The following is a 14,328-nucleotide window of genomic DNA, read 5'->3' as shown; positions in this document are numbered from 1 at the left end:
TTACAGGAAGCGGCGTGCGCTCGCGGCCTTGTCCACCGCGTCGGCCAGGGCGGCCGCCACTTCGTCCACTGTGGACTCGGTGATCCGGGTGCGGGGGATCGACAGGCTGATCGCGTCGGTGGCCGGATCGCGCAGCGGTACGACCCGTGCGACGCACACGATGCCCTCGGTGTTCTCCTCGCGGTCCACGGCGTAGCCGCGGGCACGGATCGCGGCCAGTTCCGCGCGCAGGGCGCCACGGTCCGTGATCGTGTGCGGGGTCAGACCGGGGAGCGGGTCGGGCAGCAACGCGTCGAGCTCGTCCGCCGGCCGCGCCGCCAGCAGGGCCTTGCCCAGGGCCGTGGCGTGGGCGGGGAGGCGGCGGCCGATCGCGGAGTACAACCGCAACGGGTGCACCGATTCGCGCTTGGCGACGTAGGTGATGTCGGCGCCGTCCAGGCGGCCGAGGTGCGTGGTCTCGCCGAAGCGTGCGGAGAGGTCGTCCAGGATGCCGGCGAGCAGGCCGACCGAGTCGTCGGTGTCGAGGTAGGCCGCGCCGACCCGCAGCGCCTTCAGCCCGAGGCGGAACCGGGTCTCGGTCGCCTCGATCCAGCCGCGCGCGGCCATGGTGCGCAGGATGCCGTGCAGGCTGCTCTTCGGGATGTCCAGCGCGCGGGTCAGCTCCGACAGCGTCGAGGGCCCGGCCGTGGCCAGCGCTTCGAGGATGTCGAGGGTGCGGTCGGCCGACTTGACCGGAGTAGTCACCAAGCCTCCCGTGCACTATGGTCACGGATGTGACCGACGTTCAGCATACTGAACAACCCGCCGTTTCCGAAGTCATCGCGGCGAAGAAGATCGTGCCGGTCGTCGTGCTCGACGACGCCGGGGCCGCCGCCGACCTGGCCGACGCCCTGCTCGCCGGCGGGCTGGGGCTCGCCGAGGTGACGTTCCGGACCGCCGCCGCGGCCGACGCCATCACCGCCATGGCCACCCGCCCCGGCATGCTCGTCGGCGCGGGCACCGTGCTGACCGCGGCCCAGGTCGACCGGGCCGTGGACGCGGGCGCCCGGTTCGTCGTCAGCCCCGGCTTCAGCCCGGCCGTGGTGGCCCGCTGCCAGACCCGGGGCGTGCCGGTGTTCCCCGGCGTCGCCTCGCCGACCGAGATCATGCAGGCCCTCGACGCCGGCCTCGACACCGTGAAGTTCTTCCCGGCCGAGCAGCTCGGTGGGGTACCCATGGTCAAGGCCCTCGCCGCACCCTTCCGCTCGGTCAAGTTCGTGCCGACGGGCGGGGTGAACACCGGAAACCTCGCCGACTACCTGGCGATCCCGTCCGTCGTCGCGGTCGGTGGCACCTGGATGGTCGCCCCGGACCTGTTGGCCGCGCGGGACTGGGACGCCGTGACCGCCCGTACCAGAGCCGCCCTGGAGGTTTTGTGATCACGCTGCGCCCGGCCGCCGAGTGCCGGTATGACCTGGTGTCGCTGGGCGAGGTCATGCTCCGCCTCGACCCGGGCGAGGGCCGCATCCGCACCGCGCGGCAGTTCCGGGCGTGGGAGGGCGGCGGCGAATACAACGTGGCCCGCGGGCTGCGCCGCTGCTTCGGCCTGCGCACCGGCCTGGTCAGCGCGTTCGCCGACAACGAGGTGGGCCGGCTGCTGGAGGACCTGATCCTGCAGGGCGGGGTGGACACCACGTTCGTGCGCTGGGTGCCGTACGACGGGATCGGCCGCACCGTCCGCAACGGCCTCAACTTCACCGAGCGCGGCTTCGGCGTCCGCGGCGCCGTCGGCGTCTCCGACCGCGGCCACACCGCGGCCGGTCAGCTGCGCCCCGAGGACGTCGACTGGGAGCACCTCTTCGGCGAGCTCGGCGTGCGCTGGCTGCACACCGGCGGCATCTACGCGGCGCTGTCCGCGACCACCCCGGACACCATCGAGGCCTGCCTGACCGCCGCCCGCCGGCACGGCACCGTGATCTCCTACGACCTGAACTACCGCCCGAGCCTGTGGAAGGCGATCGGCGGCCAGGAGCGCGCCCGCGAGGTCAACCGCCGGCTGGCCGCCCTCGTCGACGTGATGATCGGCAACGAGGAGGACTTCACCGCCTGCCTCGGCCTGGAGGTCCCCGACACCGACATCCACACCGGCGCGCTCGACTCGGCCAACTTCCGCACGATGATCACCGCGGCGGTCAAGGCGTACCCGAACTTCCAGGTCGTCGCGACCACCCTGCGCGGCGTGCACACGGCCACGGTCAACGACTGGGGCGCGATCGCGTGGGCCGGCGGGGAGTTCGCCGAGGCCACCCACCGCCCGGCCCTGGAGATCCTGGACCGGGTCGGCGGCGGCGACAGCTTCGCCTCGGGGCTCATCTACGGGCTGATGACCTTCGGCGATGTAGCGACGGCGGTCGAGTACGGCGCCGCCCACGGCGCGCTTGCCATGACGACCCCTGGCGACACCTCGATGGCAAGCCTCAAGGAGGTAGAGGCCCTGGTCAAGGGCGCCGGCGCCCGCGTGCAGCGCTAACCCAGGACTTGCGCCAACCGGGGCAGCGCGGCGAGCGGGTCGGGCTCGGCCGGGACCATGACCACGCTCGTCGCGCCGGCGGCGTGGCGGGCGGCGATCTGGGCGCGGACCTCGTCGGGGGTGCCGGCCAGGGACAGCTCCCGCACCCAGGCGTCGGGCAGGGTGGCGGCGAACGCCTCCCGGCTCGGCGCCTCCCGGCGGTGCCGGGCCAGGTCGTCGGCGAAGGGCAGCGGGGCCAGGTGCGGGGCCCAGTCCGGCTCGCCGATCCAGACCAGCCCCGGCCGCACGAGGTCGCGCGCGGTTGCCCCGTCGTCGGCGACCACCGCGACGTCGTACGTGATGACCTGCGCCCCGGCGGTGAGGCGGGCGACGGCGCCGGCGATGTACGGGGGCGCCGCCGGTTCGGCCAGCAGCAGCCCGTCGGAGACCTCGCCCGCCACGGCGATGGACTTCGGGCCGCGGACGCCGAGGACCACAGGGGGTACCAGCGAAGGCTGTTCGATGGTGACGCCCTCGACCCGGACGTAGCGGCCGGCGGGCGGGCCCGGCTCGCCGCGCAGCAGGGTGCGCACGGCGACGGTGAACTCGCGCAGGAGGGTCAGCGGGCTTGCCGGGTGGGCGCCGACCGAGCGCATCCAGGCCGGCATGCCGTGGCCGATGCCGGCGATCAACCGGCCCGGGAACAGCTGCGCGAGGGTGGCCAGCTCCATCGCGGCGAAGGCGGCGTTGCGGGCGCCCGCGGGGAGGATGCCGATGCCGACCACGATCCTTTCGGTGGCCGCCAGCACCGCGCCGGCCTGCGCCACGCCGCCGCGGAAGCCGAGGTCCTCGACCACCCACAGCTCGTCGAAGCCGAGCTCCTCGGCCCGGCGGGCGTAGGCCAGCACCCGATCCGCGGGCAGGTCCCGCGGCAACATCACGCCGATACGCGCCATCACGACAGCTTCGCATGCCGGGCGAGGAGCTCGATCTGGCCGGGGTCGTCGCCCCAGCAGTACAGGATCAGCTCGTCGGCGCCGAACTCCCGGTAGGCGGCCACGGTCTCGGCCAGCTGCCCGGGGTCGCTGATCGGCTCGCCCCAGCCCTCGCGGCCGGTGAAGGCGTAGTACGCGGCGGCCGCCCCGCGGGCCCGATCGAGCGACGCCGGCGTGGCCGCGTTCACCTGGCAGACCAGCCGGGGCCGGCCCGCGCGACCGGCGGCCCGCCACTGCTCCTGGACCGTGTCGACCAGCTTTCCGGCCCACTGCAGCGGCGCCGCGCACAGGAAGCCGGCCTCGAAGCGGGCCACCCGGGCCAGGGCGGCCGGGGCGAAGCCGCCGATGAGCAGCGGCGGAGCGGCGGACGGGCCGATGGGCGTCGTCGGGTACGGCGCCCCGCCCCAGATCGCCCGCAGGTCGCCCAGCATCCGGTCCATCACCGCGCCGCGCTGGGAGAGTGGCACGCCCGCGGCCGCGTGGTCGTCCGCGCGCCCGCCGACGCCGACGCCGAGCCGGAACCGGCCGCCGGACATCAGCTGGAGGGTGGCCGCCTGCTTGGCCAGCAGGGCCGTGCCGCGCAGCGGGGCCAGCAGGACCTCGGTCTGCAGCCGGATGCGCGTGGTGGCCCCGGCCAGCAGGGCGAGCGCGACGAGCGGTTCGGGGTTGTCGTAGGCGAGCCGGTCCAGCAGCGCGACGCTCGCGAAACCGGCGGCTTCGGCGCGGCGGGCCCAGTCGAGCAGCCGCGGCGGGTCGCTGACGGGCAGGCCAAGACCAAGTTCCATGATTCGGTACTCCCTGAAGGTGGGCAGCAGGCATCCAGTGCTGTCGCCACCTCCTCCTCGCGACTTACGCGAGGTCCCGCCCCCATCTGCGACGTGTCTCCACGGGGGCGGAATCCGGAGTTCCGCGGATCAGTGTACCGTCGGCCTGACAACCGCATAGCACGCCGCATCACCTGCGACGGGAGAGTCCTCTGGCAACAGGGGCGCCGAAGGAGCAACTCCTCCCCGGGAATCTCTCAGGCCCACGTACCGCCGCGGGTAGGCGACTCTGAAAAGCCGGGACGCCGCGTCCCGCGCCCACGGTGCAAACCGCCCACCACGGCGGTGAAGCTCTCAGGCATTCGATGACAGAGCGGGGAGGCCCACCCTCGACACCAGGGGAGCCTTCCGTGACGCTCAGCGCCTTCGACCTGTACTCCATCGGCATCGGCCCGTCCAGCTCGCACACCGTCGGGCCGATGCGCGCCGGCCGCCGCTTCGCCGCCCGCCTGGCCGACGACGGGCTGCTGCCGCGGGTCGGGCGGGTCAAGGCCGAGCTGTTCGGGTCGCTCGGGGCGACCGGGCACGGGCACGGCTCGCCCAAGGCGGTCCTGCTCGGCCTGGAGGGCGCCGACCCGGCCACCGTGGACACCGAGGCCGAGGCGGGGCGCGACGGGCGGATCGCGCTCCTCGGCGAGCACGCCATCGCCTTCGATCCAGACGCCGATCTTGTACTGCACCGTCGCCGCAGCCTCCCCGAGCACCCCAACGGCATGCGGTTCACCGCGTGGGACGGTGCGGGGGAGGAGTTGCTGGCCCGCACGTACTTCTCGGTCGGCGGCGGTTTCGTGGTCGGACCGGACGGGGTGATCGCCGAGGCCGACGTGCCGCTGAAGTTCCCGTTCACGACCGGCGGCGAGCTGCTCGCCCACTGCGAGGGGCGCTCGATCTCGGACGTGATGCTGGCCAACGAGCTGTCCTGGCGCTCGGAGCCCGCGATCCGGGCCGAACTCCTGCACATCTGGTCGGTGATGCAGGAGTGCGTGCACAACGGCTGCACCCGCCCGGAGGGCGTCCTGCCCGGGGGTTTGCAAGTTCGCCGGCGGGCGCCTCGACTTCACGCCGACTTGTCGCACAAATCGGACATGTCCGACCCGCTGCACGTCATGGACTGGCTCAACCTGTACGCCCTGGCCGTCAACGAGGAGAACGCCTCCGGCGGCCGGGTCGTCACCGCGCCCACCAACGGCGCCGCCGGCATCATCCCGGCCGTCCTGCACTACTACACGCGGTTCGTGCCGGGCGCCGACGACGACGGCGTGGTCCGGTTCCTGCTCGCCGCCGCGGCCGTCGGGATCATCATCAAGGGCAATGCCTCGATCTCCGGCGCCGAGGTCGGCTGCCAGGGCGAGGTCGGCTCGGCCTGCGCCATGGCCGCGGCCGGGCTGTGCGAGGCCCTCGGCGGCAGCCCCGGCCAGGTCGAGAACGCGGCCGAGATCGGCCTCGAGCACAACCTCGGCCTGACCTGCGACCCGGTCGGCGGCCTGGTGCAGATCCCGTGCATCGAGCGCAACGCGATCGCCAGCGTCAAGGCGGTCAACGCGGCCCGGCTCGCCCTCAACGGCGACGGCGCCCACCACGTCACCCTCGACAAAGTGGTCAAGACCATGCGCGAGACCGGCCGCGACATGTCCGTGAAGTACAAGGAGACCGCCCGAGGAGGGCTGGCCGTCACCGTGATCGAGTGCTAGTGAGAAGCTTTCGGGCATGGCACTGGGCGTGGTGGCGCGCATCGGACGGTTCTGCTTCCGGCACCGCTGGTCGGTGATCGGCCTCTGGCTGGTCGTGGTCGTGCTCGGCGGGCTCAGCTTCGGGCCCGTGTTCTCGGCGATCGCGGACCCGAGCAACCCGAAGCACGTCGAGTCGATCGACGGCATGGATGCCATCGCCACCGGTAACGACTCCAGCGGCACGGTCATCGGGCTGCTCGACGACGTCGACCCGAAGGCGCCCGCGGTGAAGTCGGCCGTCGACGCCGCCGCGGCCGACCTGACCGGGGCGTCCGGCGTGACCTCGGTGGCCACCCCGTTCTCGGTTCCCGCGGCGCAGGCCCCGGCCTACCTGGCCACCGACGGCCACGGCCTGATCGTGGTCGTCACGCTGGACAAGCTCGAGAACAGCGAGCGCTCCGACGTCCTGGACACGCTGCGGAGCCGGCTGCACCGGATCGACGCCGATCTGGCCGCTTCCGGTGTACCGCAGGCCACCGTCGAGGTCGGCGGCAGCCCGATCCTCAACGCCGACGTGCGCGGCACGCTGCAGCAGGACATCGGCCGGGCCGAGCTGATCTCGCTGCCGCTCACCCTGGTCGTGCTCGTGTTCGTCTTCGGCGGCCTGGTCGCGGCCGGGCTGCCGGTGCTCGCCGCGGTCGTCTCGATCGCCGCTGCCATGCCGCTGCTGTGGCTGTTCAGCCGGGTCACCGACCTCGACCAGAACGTCGTCACCGTGTGTACTCTGCTCGGCCTCGGCCTGTCGATCGACTACGGCCTGCTGCTCGTGGCCCGGTACCGCGAGGAGGTCGCCGCCGGCTTCGAGCCCCCGGAGGCGATCGGGCGGGCCTGGGCGACGGCCGGGCGCACCATCTTCTTCAGCGCCCTGACCGTGGCCGCCGCCCTGACCGGCCTGATGATGTTCTCGGTCCACCAGCTCAGCGCGCTCGGCGCCGGCGGCGTGTCGATCGCCGTGGTGGCCATGCTGGCCGCGCTGACCTTCACCGCAGCCCTGATCGGCGTGCTGCACAAGCGCATCCGCCCGTCCAAGCGCGCGATCGCCCGGGCCCGGGACCGCGAGGACGCCGAGCGCGGCTTCTTCGCCGGGCTGTCGCGGATCGTGCAGCGCCGCCCGGTGCTCATCGCCCTGGGCACCACCCTGCTGCTGCTGGCGGCCGGCTCCCCGCTGCTCGGGGTCACGTTCAAGATGCCCCGCCTGGAGGGGGTGCCGCGCAGCATCGAGTCGGCCCGCGTCGCCGACGATCTCGCGGCCCGCTTCGGCCAGGGGTACAAGCCGACGGTCCGGGTGGTGGCCCGCACCGACGCCGCGTCGCTCGACGCGTACGCCGCCAGGTGGAAGTCCGACCCCGCGGTGGCCGGCGTGGCGCCCGCCAAGCCGGCCGGGACGGGCACGGCCACGGTCGACCTGATCCTGCGCGGCGGCGCCCAGGACGACGCGGCCCAGGGACTGGTGCACCGGCTGCGGGCCGACCGCCCGGCCGGCGTGCAGTCCTGGGTGGTGGGCGACGCCGCGCTGCTCATCGACCTGCTCGGGCTCATCGCCGGTGACCTGCCGGGGGCTGTGGCGGTGACGCTGGTCGCGATGATCATCCTGCTGTTCGCGATGACGGGCTCGCTGGTCGTACCGGTGAAGGCCGTTCTTGCCAACGTCGTCTCGCTCGGGGCCACGTTCGGCGTGATGGTGGCCGTGTTCGAGCACGGCTGGGGCTCGGGGGCGCTGCACACGCTTACGATCGGCGGGCTGGACCCGTTCGTCGTGGTGATCGTGTTCGCCTTCGCGTTCGGGCTGTCGATGGACTACGAGGTGTTCCTGCTCGGGCGGATCAAGGAGTACGTCGAGCGCGGCGATGACACTGACACCGCGGTACGCCACGGCCTGCAGCACACCGGCCGGATCATCACGTCGGCCGCGCTGCTCATGGTCGTGGTCTTCGCCTGCTTCGCCGCCGCCGACCTGGGCCAGATCGAGCAGGTCGGGCTCGGCCTGCTCACCGCGGTCGTGATCGACGCGACGGTGGTGCGCTGCCTGCTGGTACCGGCGACGATGACGCTGCTCGGGCGCTTCAACTGGTGGGCACCGGCCCCGCTGCGCCGGCTCCACGAGCGCATCGGCCTGCGCGAGCACGCCCTGCCGCCGCCGGCTCCCGCCGCCGACCCGGAACCGGTTTCCGTCGATTAAGGTGGCGATCATGGCCACCCCCGCATCCGCCGAGGAGCGCCACGCCACCTGGCTGGAGCTCTTCTTCGACCTCGTCATCGTCGCCGCCGTCGCGCAGCTGGCGCACCTGCTGCACGAGGACGTGACGTGGGAGAAAGTGCTCGTCTTCGGCGTCGCGTACTACGCGATGTGGAGCGTGTGGACCGCGTTCACCCTGTACGCGAACATCTCCGGCATCCGCACCCGCCAGCGCGCCATGCTCCTGGCGATGTTCGGCATCGCGCTCATGGCCGCGTCCGTGCCCCTGATGGACGAGGGCAACCCCCGGGCGTTCGTGATCGCGTACATCTGGTGCCGGTTCATGGGCATCAGCTCCTTCAAGCGCGAGAACCGCATCGTCACCGAGTGGCCCGGCGTCCAGCAGGCCGTCGGCCTGATCCCGTGGTTCGCCTCGCTGGGCAACTACGAGGACGAGCGCATCCGGTACGGCCTGTGGGTCATCGGCATCGCCGTGGACGTCTTCTTCTCGATCACCCGCTCCCGCGACCCCAAGGCCCTGCTGGAGGAGGAGCGGCGCGACCTGGAGCGCTCCCTGCGCCGGCACCACCGCGAGGCCCAGCTGGACCGGGTGGCCAAGCTCCAGGCGGCCAACCCCGACCGCCCGCACCTCGGCGAGCGCCTGGGCCTCTTCGTCATCATCGTCCTGGGCGAGGCGGTGGCCCAGCTCGTCAACGCCGCGGCGGAGAGCGGCCGCTGGCGGATGCCCCTGTTCATGGTGGTCGTCGTGGGCTTCGGCCTGCTGGTGTCCCTGTGGTGGCTGACCCTGCGCTACGGCCCGAGCTCCGCCCCCACGTACGGCGTACGCGTCTTCGCCCTCCGCCTCACCATGCCCTCGCACTACCTGACCACGGTGTCGATCGTCGTCATCGCCGCCGGGCTCGGCGCCCTGGCCGCCCACCCGGAGGGCCACGTCGAGCCGGCCACCCGCCTGGTCCTGTGCTCGGGCGCCGCCCTGTACTTCCTGACGGCGACCGTGATGGGCGCCCGGGGCGGCGCGAACTGGCGCTGGGTGCTGGGCTGGGGCGTACCGTCGGTCCTGGTCTGCGCCTTGCTGGGGGCGTTCGGCGGCCCGCTGACCGCCTGGGCCCTGCTGGCCGTGCTGCTGGCGGCGGCCTTGTGGCACATCGCGTACCGCCGCGTGTCAGGCACCGGTGCGGACGACGACCCGGCCGAGGTTGCCCCGACCGGCCACGAGCCCGAGGGCGCGGTCTAGCTCGGCCAGCGGAAACTCCGCGTACCGAGGGACGATCCGCCGCTCGGCCACCAGGTCCCACAGCTCCCGCCGCCACCCGTCGACAACGCCGGGCCGCCGCCGATGCCAGGTCCCGACCGCGAACCCGGTCACGCTCCGCCCGTCGCCGAGCAGCCTGGCGGTGTCCACCTCGCCGCCGCCGGCGCTGAACGCCACCAGCCGCCCGAACGGAGCGAGCGCGTCGACACCACGCTGGACGAGCTCCCCACCGACCCCGTCGAGCACGAGATCGACCTGTTCTCCCCAGCCGGCCTCGTCGTAGGTGACACATTCGTCCGCCCCGCACTCGCGCACGAAGCCCGCCTTGTCCCCGGACCCCACCGCGGCGACGATGCGTGCCGCGCCAAGAGCCCGCGCCAGTTGTACCGCCAGATGCCCGACCCCACTCGCCGCCGCCGTCACGAGCACCGACTGCCCGGCTCGGATCTCCCCGGCGCGAAGCGCTCCCAGGGCGACCAGCCCCCCGCGCACCACGGCGACGGCGGCGCCGGCCTCGATCCCCTCCGGGACGTGCTCGACGAGCCCGGGCATGCCGATCACGCGCTCGGCGTAGGCGCCCTTGAAGACGACGCCGCCGACGCGGTCGCCGGGCTTGAAGCCGGCGACGCCCTCGGCGACCTCCTCGACGCGGCCGACGATCTCCCCGCCGGCGTCCTCGAGGGGCGTGTCGCGCAGGGTGCGGACCAGCCCGACGCCGACGCCGACCGCCTCGGTGCGAATGACGAGCACGGCGGGTCAGGCGTGCAGGGCCGCGGCGGCCGGCGGGTTCATGGCCGGGGCCACGTAGTAGCGCAGCCAGTTGTCCAGCAGCGTCCGCATCCGGGCGCGGATGTCGAGGTCGGCCCAGTCGAGCGACTCGAGGAAGGCGGCGTAGTCGGCGTCGGAGGGCCCGAGCTGCCCCTCGGCGATGAGCTGCTTGCGCCGCGTCTGGGCCAGGGCCGCGGCGATGCCCGCGGTCATCTCCGGGTGCACCTGCAAGGTCCGGGCCGTCGTGCCGATGGCCAGGGACTCGTTGCGGTACTTGCCGAAAGCCAGCTCCGTCACCGCGCCGAACTCGGTCGTCGGGGGGACGTCGTAGACCGCGTCCACGTGGGAGGTGAAGACGTCGAAGGTGGCGGGCAGGCCGCGGAACAGCGGGTCATCGCGGCCCGCCGGGGTCAGGGTCAGCGTCTCGATGCCGAAGCGGCGGCCCAGGTGGCCGGTCTTCGACACGCCGCCGGCGACCTCGGACTTGGCCTGGTGGGAGAAGCAGATGTGCAGCTCCGGCACGCCGCGGCGCTGGGCGGTGGCCAGGAAGTCCTTGACCTGGCGGATCCACGGGAGCTCCTCGTAGGAGGAGTGCATGGAGCCGCCGCCGATGATGCCGCTGGCCTCGATGGTGTCCGGGAGCGGCTCGCCGTCGGCCACGTTGACCGTGTGGATCTGGTCGGGGGCGAGGCGGGTCACTTCGGCGATCCAGTCGCGGTACGGGGTCAGGCCCATCTCACGTACCGAAGCCTGCTCCTGCATGTTGAGGAACAGCAGGCGGCACCGCTGGCGGACGTGCAGCGGGCGGCGGGCCCCGTGCAGTCGCGCGGCTCGGTGGTCGATGGTGAAAGCCGTCATGGGCAGCTGGCGCTCCAAAGAGAGGGTCGGGGCCGATTGTGGAGCATAGCGCGACCGCCGCGCGTCGGTTCCCGCAAATATCCGTCAACCCGTCACCCGAGGTCGGCGGCGTCCAGGGCGGCCTGCAGGGACTCCTTGTAGCCCTCGCTGGTCACGGTGGCACCCGAGACCGAGTCGATGTCCGCGCTCTGGGCGGCCAGCGCCTCGGTGCGCAGCCGCGGCAGGGCGTAGGCGTTGATCTCCTGGTCGCGCCGGTTCCCCGCCGGGTACGTGAGCGCCGTGACGTCGGTGACCTTTCCACCGTCCACCGTGATGCGCACCTGCACATCACCCCAGCGGGTCGCGGCTACCGAACCGTCGAACGTCTTGCCGGTACCCGTGGCCGGCGCCACCGCCGCCGACTGCGGGGATGACGCCGCGGTGGGACCCGTCGACGTCCGGTAACTGAACAGCAGCACGAGGGCGGCGACGGTCGAGGCCAGCCAGAGGATGATTCGGCGCATCAGGTCGTCTCCCCGGTCACCAGGCGAAGCGTTCGGTGTGCAGGTGGGTGACGCCGGCGTCCCGGGCCGCGCGCACCGCGGACCCGGTCCAGTCGTCGGGGCCGCAGACGTACACGTGATGGCTGGAAACCCCCGGCACGAGCGCCGGCAGCGGGGTCCCGGCGTGCGCGCGCGGCAGCCACGAGCCCTCGGCGCGCGGACCCAGCAGGGCCACCAGCCGCACGCCCCGGTGCCGGGCCAGCCAGTCGAGCTCGTCGCGGAAGGCGAGGTCCGCCTCGGTGCGGGCGCGGTAGACGAGGGTCGCCTCGCCGTTCGCGAAGGGCAGGTCCCACAGCAGCGCGAGCAGCGGCGTGACGCCGATCCCGCAGGCGAGCATCGTGACCGGGCCGCCGCGGTACGACTCGCCGGTCAGCTTGCCGTAGGGGCCCTCGATCAGCACGCGGGTGCCGGGCCGCAGCCCCGCGACCCGGGCGCTGCCGTCGCCGAGGTTCTTCACGGTGATCCGCAGCAGCCCCGAGCGCGGCGGGCCGGAGAGGGAGTAGGGGTGGGCCCGCGACCATCCGGGTCCGTCGAGGAAGCGCCACAGGAAGAACTGCCCCGCTCGTACCGGCAGCCGGTCGAGGTTCTCGCCGCTGACGAACACGGAGATCAGCCCGGGTCCCTCGGTGCGCACCTCGGTGACCCGCAGGGCGTGCCGGCGGCTGCGCCACAGGGGGAGCGCGACACGGTAGGTCAGCACGGCGCCGGCGGCCACCGCGTACAGCGTCCACCAGTAGGCGCGCGCCGCCGCCGAGCCGATGAAGTCCGCGCCCGTCCACAGCTGGTGCGGCAGGGCCAGGCCCACGCCGAGGTAGGCGTAGAGGTGCAGGAGGTGCCAGGACTCGTACCGGAGCCGCCGCCGTGCCGCCTTGATCGACGTCACCGTCACCATGACCAGCGCCGCCGTGCCGGCCGCGGCCAGCAGCATGCCGGGGTAGTCGACGATCAGGCCCCACACCGACTCGTAGCCGATCATGATCAGGGCCACGTGCAGGACCATGAGGTTGAACGAGGTGAACCCGGTCCAGCGGTGCCAGCGGGCCAGGCGGTCCTGCCCGAACGCGCGCTCCACCGCAGGGATCCGGGCCAGCAGCAGCACCTGCAGCAGCATCAGGTCGGACGCCAGCAGCCCGAACAGGCGGCCTACGGCGGTGACCGCGGTCAGCCCGCCGGCGGCCAGGTCGCCCGCGCTGCCGCCGTTGACCCACAGGCCCACGACCACGATCAGGCTCACGCCCGCCGCGATCCCGCCGGCGTCGGCCCACCACCAGGGCGTCTCGGCGCGGCGCAACGGCACGGCGTCGGTAGTCATGCGCTCAACTCTTGGGGTGGTTGATGCCGGGCGGCTGTGCCGGGCCTGAAAGTTGGCTGTGAGCCGGGTACCGTCCTGCGCGTGGATCTCTGCGAGGAGTGCGGGTTCGGCTACGACGCCGTCGCGCCCCGTGACGTCCCCGGGCGGCTCGGCGAGTTCGCGGCCCGCTTCACCGAGGCGCTGGCCGCCGTCGTCGACATCCGCGCCCGGCCCGCGCCGGACGTGTGGTCGCCGCTGGAGTACACCTGCCACGTCCGCGACGTCCTGCGCGTCCAGGCGGAGCGGCTCGACCTCGCCCTGCACGCCGACGCGCCCGAGTTCGCGCCGATGGGGCGGGACGAGCTGGTCGTGACGGCCGCGTACAACCGGCAGGACCCCGAGGCCGTGCTCGCCGCCCTCGGGTCCGCCGCCGCCGTGCTCGGCACCGCCTTCGCCGCACTGCGCCCGGACCAGCTGGAGCGGATCGGCCTGTACCCGTGGCCGGAGCCCGTCCCGCGCACGCTGCTCTGGCTCGGCCGCCACACGGTCCACGAGGGCGAGCATCACCTCATGGACATCCGCCGTCAACTGGCCCAGGACAGGGCCTAGCTGGTGAACATGCCGGTCGCGTTGATCCAGGTGCCGGTCAGGCCGCGCGCCGCCGGCGAGGCCAGGAACACGATCGTCTCGGCGACGTCGGCCAGTCGGGGCGAACGGCCCAGCATCCTGGCCTGGTCGAGGCCGGCGTGGATGCCCGCCACCGCCTGCTCGTCGATCGCGGCGTTGACCGCCCGGAGCTTCTCGACGGTGAGCGTCTCCAGCAGGCCCGCCACCCAGATGCCCATCGCTCGTACCCCGTGCGCCCCCAACTCCAGCGCCAGGCTGCGCACGAACGTGTCGAGGGCGGCGTCGGCCGGGCACGTGCTGCCCATCATCGGGCTGGGGTGGGCCGAGCCGCTGTCCAGGGCCAGGATCAGCCCCTCGCCCTGGGCCACCATCCGGCGCGCGGCGGCGCGGGCGGTGATGTGGTTGGTGCGCAGGCCGTTGGTCACCGCCCGGGTCAGGTCCTCGGTGCTCATCTCGATCAGCGGGATGCCCTGCACATCGCCGCGCGGGACGAGGTTCAGGGAGACGTCGATCCGCCCGACGCCCGCCGCGTGCGCCTCGACCGCGGCCTCGTCGAAGGCGTCGACGACCGCCGTCTCCGCCTTGCCGCCCCGCTCCCGGAGGCGCGCGGCGAGCGCCTCGAGCGTCTCGGCCGTGCGGCCGCACAGGTGGACGGTGTCGCCCTGGGCCGCGAAGGCCTCCGCGACCGCGCTGCCGATGCCGCCGGCCGCGCCGTAGATGACCACGTTCTTCGCTGTTGTGTCGTTCATGGCCGGT

The 14,328-nt window shown here is 73.2% G+C and carries 14 protein-coding genes and 2 riboswitches; of the genes, 6 read left to right on the top strand and 8 right to left on the bottom strand.

Annotation, left to right across the window (positions count from 1 at the left end):
• Positions 1 to 744, bottom strand: coding sequence for an IclR family transcriptional regulator (locus tag ACQP00_RS40485; RefSeq protein WP_433206976.1), 744 nt, complete (start codon positions 742 to 744; stop codon positions 1 to 3).
• A 29-nt stretch (positions 745 to 773) separates the two neighbouring features.
• On the opposite strand from ACQP00_RS40485, the gene eda reads away from it, so the two are divergent.
• Both eda and ACQP00_RS40475 read left to right on the top strand, forming a co-directional pair.
• On the top strand, positions 774 to 1,418 hold the full coding sequence (gene eda / locus ACQP00_RS40480) for a bifunctional 4-hydroxy-2-oxoglutarate aldolase/2-dehydro-3-deoxy-phosphogluconate aldolase (RefSeq protein WP_433206973.1): 645 nt from the start codon (positions 774 to 776) through the stop codon (positions 1,416 to 1,418).
• On the top strand, positions 1,415 to 2,509 hold the full coding sequence (locus ACQP00_RS40475) for a sugar kinase (protein ID WP_433206970.1): 1,095 nt from the start codon (positions 1,415 to 1,417) through the stop codon (positions 2,507 to 2,509). Before eda ends, ACQP00_RS40475 begins: the two co-directional genes overlap by 4 nt.
• On the opposite strand, the gene ACQP00_RS40470 is transcribed toward ACQP00_RS40475, so the two are convergent.
• Together ACQP00_RS40470 and ACQP00_RS40465 are read right to left on the bottom strand one after the other, a co-directional pair.
• Positions 2,506 to 3,444, bottom strand: a complete 939-nt coding sequence (locus tag ACQP00_RS40470; protein WP_433206967.1) for an LLM class flavin-dependent oxidoreductase — start codon at positions 3,442 to 3,444, stop codon at positions 2,506 to 2,508. The genes ACQP00_RS40475 and ACQP00_RS40470 overlap by 4 nt on opposite strands.
• Entirely contained in the window at positions 3,444 to 4,268 is an 825-nt protein-coding gene (locus ACQP00_RS40465; protein WP_433206965.1) for an LLM class flavin-dependent oxidoreductase, read from the bottom strand. Before ACQP00_RS40465 ends, ACQP00_RS40470 begins: the two co-directional genes overlap by 1 nt.
• Positions 4,269 to 4,437: 169 nt before the next feature.
• Positions 4,438 to 4,530, top strand: a riboswitch (glycine riboswitch).
• A riboswitch (glycine riboswitch) is annotated at positions 4,531 to 4,629 on the top strand.
• 28 nt (positions 4,630 to 4,657) lie between these two features.
• Between ACQP00_RS40465 and ACQP00_RS40460 the strand changes: the two genes are divergently transcribed.
• Genes ACQP00_RS40460 through ACQP00_RS40450 form a run of 3 tightly spaced genes read left to right on the top strand, consistent with a single transcriptional unit; the run spans position 4,658 to position 9,468 of the window.
• Positions 4,658 to 5,998, top strand: a complete 1,341-nt coding sequence (locus ACQP00_RS40460; RefSeq protein ID WP_433206962.1) for an L-serine ammonia-lyase — start codon at positions 4,658 to 4,660, stop codon at positions 5,996 to 5,998.
• A gap of 16 nt (positions 5,999 to 6,014) precedes the next feature.
• A complete protein-coding gene (locus ACQP00_RS40455) occupies positions 6,015 to 8,216 on the top strand; it encodes an MMPL family transporter (RefSeq protein WP_433206959.1) in 2,202 nt (733 codons plus the stop codon).
• A gap of 10 nt (positions 8,217 to 8,226) precedes the next feature.
• Positions 8,227 to 9,468, top strand: coding sequence for a low temperature requirement protein A (locus ACQP00_RS40450; RefSeq protein ID WP_433206956.1), 1,242 nt, complete (start codon positions 8,227 to 8,229; stop codon positions 9,466 to 9,468).
• Here the strand turns inward: ACQP00_RS40450 and ACQP00_RS40445 are convergent.
• From ACQP00_RS40445 to ACQP00_RS40430, 4 genes are all read right to left on the bottom strand, one after another.
• The gene (locus ACQP00_RS40445) at positions 9,397 to 10,236 is read right to left on the bottom strand and encodes a zinc-binding dehydrogenase (protein WP_433206953.1); all 840 of its coding nucleotides are present in this window, start codon (positions 10,234 to 10,236) and stop codon (positions 9,397 to 9,399) included. The genes ACQP00_RS40450 and ACQP00_RS40445 overlap by 72 nt on opposite strands.
• Before the next feature lie 6 nt (positions 10,237 to 10,242).
• Positions 10,243 to 11,112, bottom strand: a complete 870-nt coding sequence (locus ACQP00_RS40440; RefSeq protein ID WP_433206950.1) for a type 1 glutamine amidotransferase — start codon at positions 11,110 to 11,112, stop codon at positions 10,243 to 10,245.
• A gap of 92 nt (positions 11,113 to 11,204) precedes the next feature.
• Entirely contained in the window at positions 11,205 to 11,615 is a 411-nt protein-coding gene (locus ACQP00_RS40435; RefSeq protein WP_433206947.1) for an FMN-binding protein, read from the bottom strand.
• A 16-nt stretch (positions 11,616 to 11,631) separates the two neighbouring features.
• A complete protein-coding gene (locus tag ACQP00_RS40430; protein ID WP_433206944.1) occupies positions 11,632 to 12,966 on the bottom strand; it encodes a ferredoxin reductase family protein in 1,335 nt (444 codons plus the stop codon).
• 81 nt (positions 12,967 to 13,047) lie between these two features.
• On the opposite strand from ACQP00_RS40430, the gene ACQP00_RS40425 reads away from it, so the two are divergent.
• Complete coding sequence (locus tag ACQP00_RS40425) at positions 13,048 to 13,554, top strand: DinB family protein (protein ID WP_433206941.1); 507 nt, start codon at positions 13,048 to 13,050, stop codon at positions 13,552 to 13,554.
• Here ACQP00_RS40425 and ACQP00_RS40420 read toward each other — a convergent pair.
• On the bottom strand, positions 13,551 to 14,321 hold the full coding sequence (locus ACQP00_RS40420; RefSeq protein WP_433206938.1) for an SDR family NAD(P)-dependent oxidoreductase: 771 nt from the start codon (positions 14,319 to 14,321) through the stop codon (positions 13,551 to 13,553). The two genes, ACQP00_RS40425 and ACQP00_RS40420, sit on opposite strands and share 4 nt — an antisense overlap.
• Positions 14,322 to 14,328 lie beyond the last annotated feature (7 nt).

This window comes from Dactylosporangium sp. CS-047395 (assembly GCF_050942185.1).
Classification (GTDB): domain Bacteria; phylum Actinomycetota; class Actinomycetes; order Mycobacteriales; family Micromonosporaceae; genus Dactylosporangium.
This window is presented reverse-complemented; position numbering and strand designations above follow the sequence as displayed.

Coding starts and splice junctions, on each gene's coding strand:
- ACQP00_RS40455 (WP_433206959.1), top strand. CDS start 6,015: ATGGCACTGGGCGTGGTGGCGCGCATCGGACGGTTCTGCTTCCGGCAC.
- ACQP00_RS40450 (WP_433206956.1), top strand. CDS start 8,227: ATGGCCACCCCCGCATCCGCCGAGGAGCGCCACGCCACCTGGCTGGAG.
- ACQP00_RS40435 (WP_433206947.1), bottom strand. CDS start 11,615: ATGCGCCGAATCATCCTCTGGCTGGCCTCGACCGTCGCCGCCCTCGTG.
- ACQP00_RS40470 (WP_433206967.1), bottom strand. CDS start 3,444: ATGGCGCGTATCGGCGTGATGTTGCCGCGGGACCTGCCCGCGGATCGG.
- ACQP00_RS40440 (WP_433206950.1), bottom strand. CDS start 11,112: ATGACGGCTTTCACCATCGACCACCGAGCCGCGCGACTGCACGGGGCC.
- ACQP00_RS40430 (WP_433206944.1), bottom strand. CDS start 12,966: ATGACTACCGACGCCGTGCCGTTGCGCCGCGCCGAGACGCCCTGGTGG.
- ACQP00_RS40420 (WP_433206938.1), bottom strand. CDS start 14,321: ATGAACGACACAACAGCGAAGAACGTGGTCATCTACGGCGCGGCCGGC.
- ACQP00_RS40465 (WP_433206965.1), bottom strand. CDS start 4,268: ATGGAACTTGGTCTTGGCCTGCCCGTCAGCGACCCGCCGCGGCTGCTC.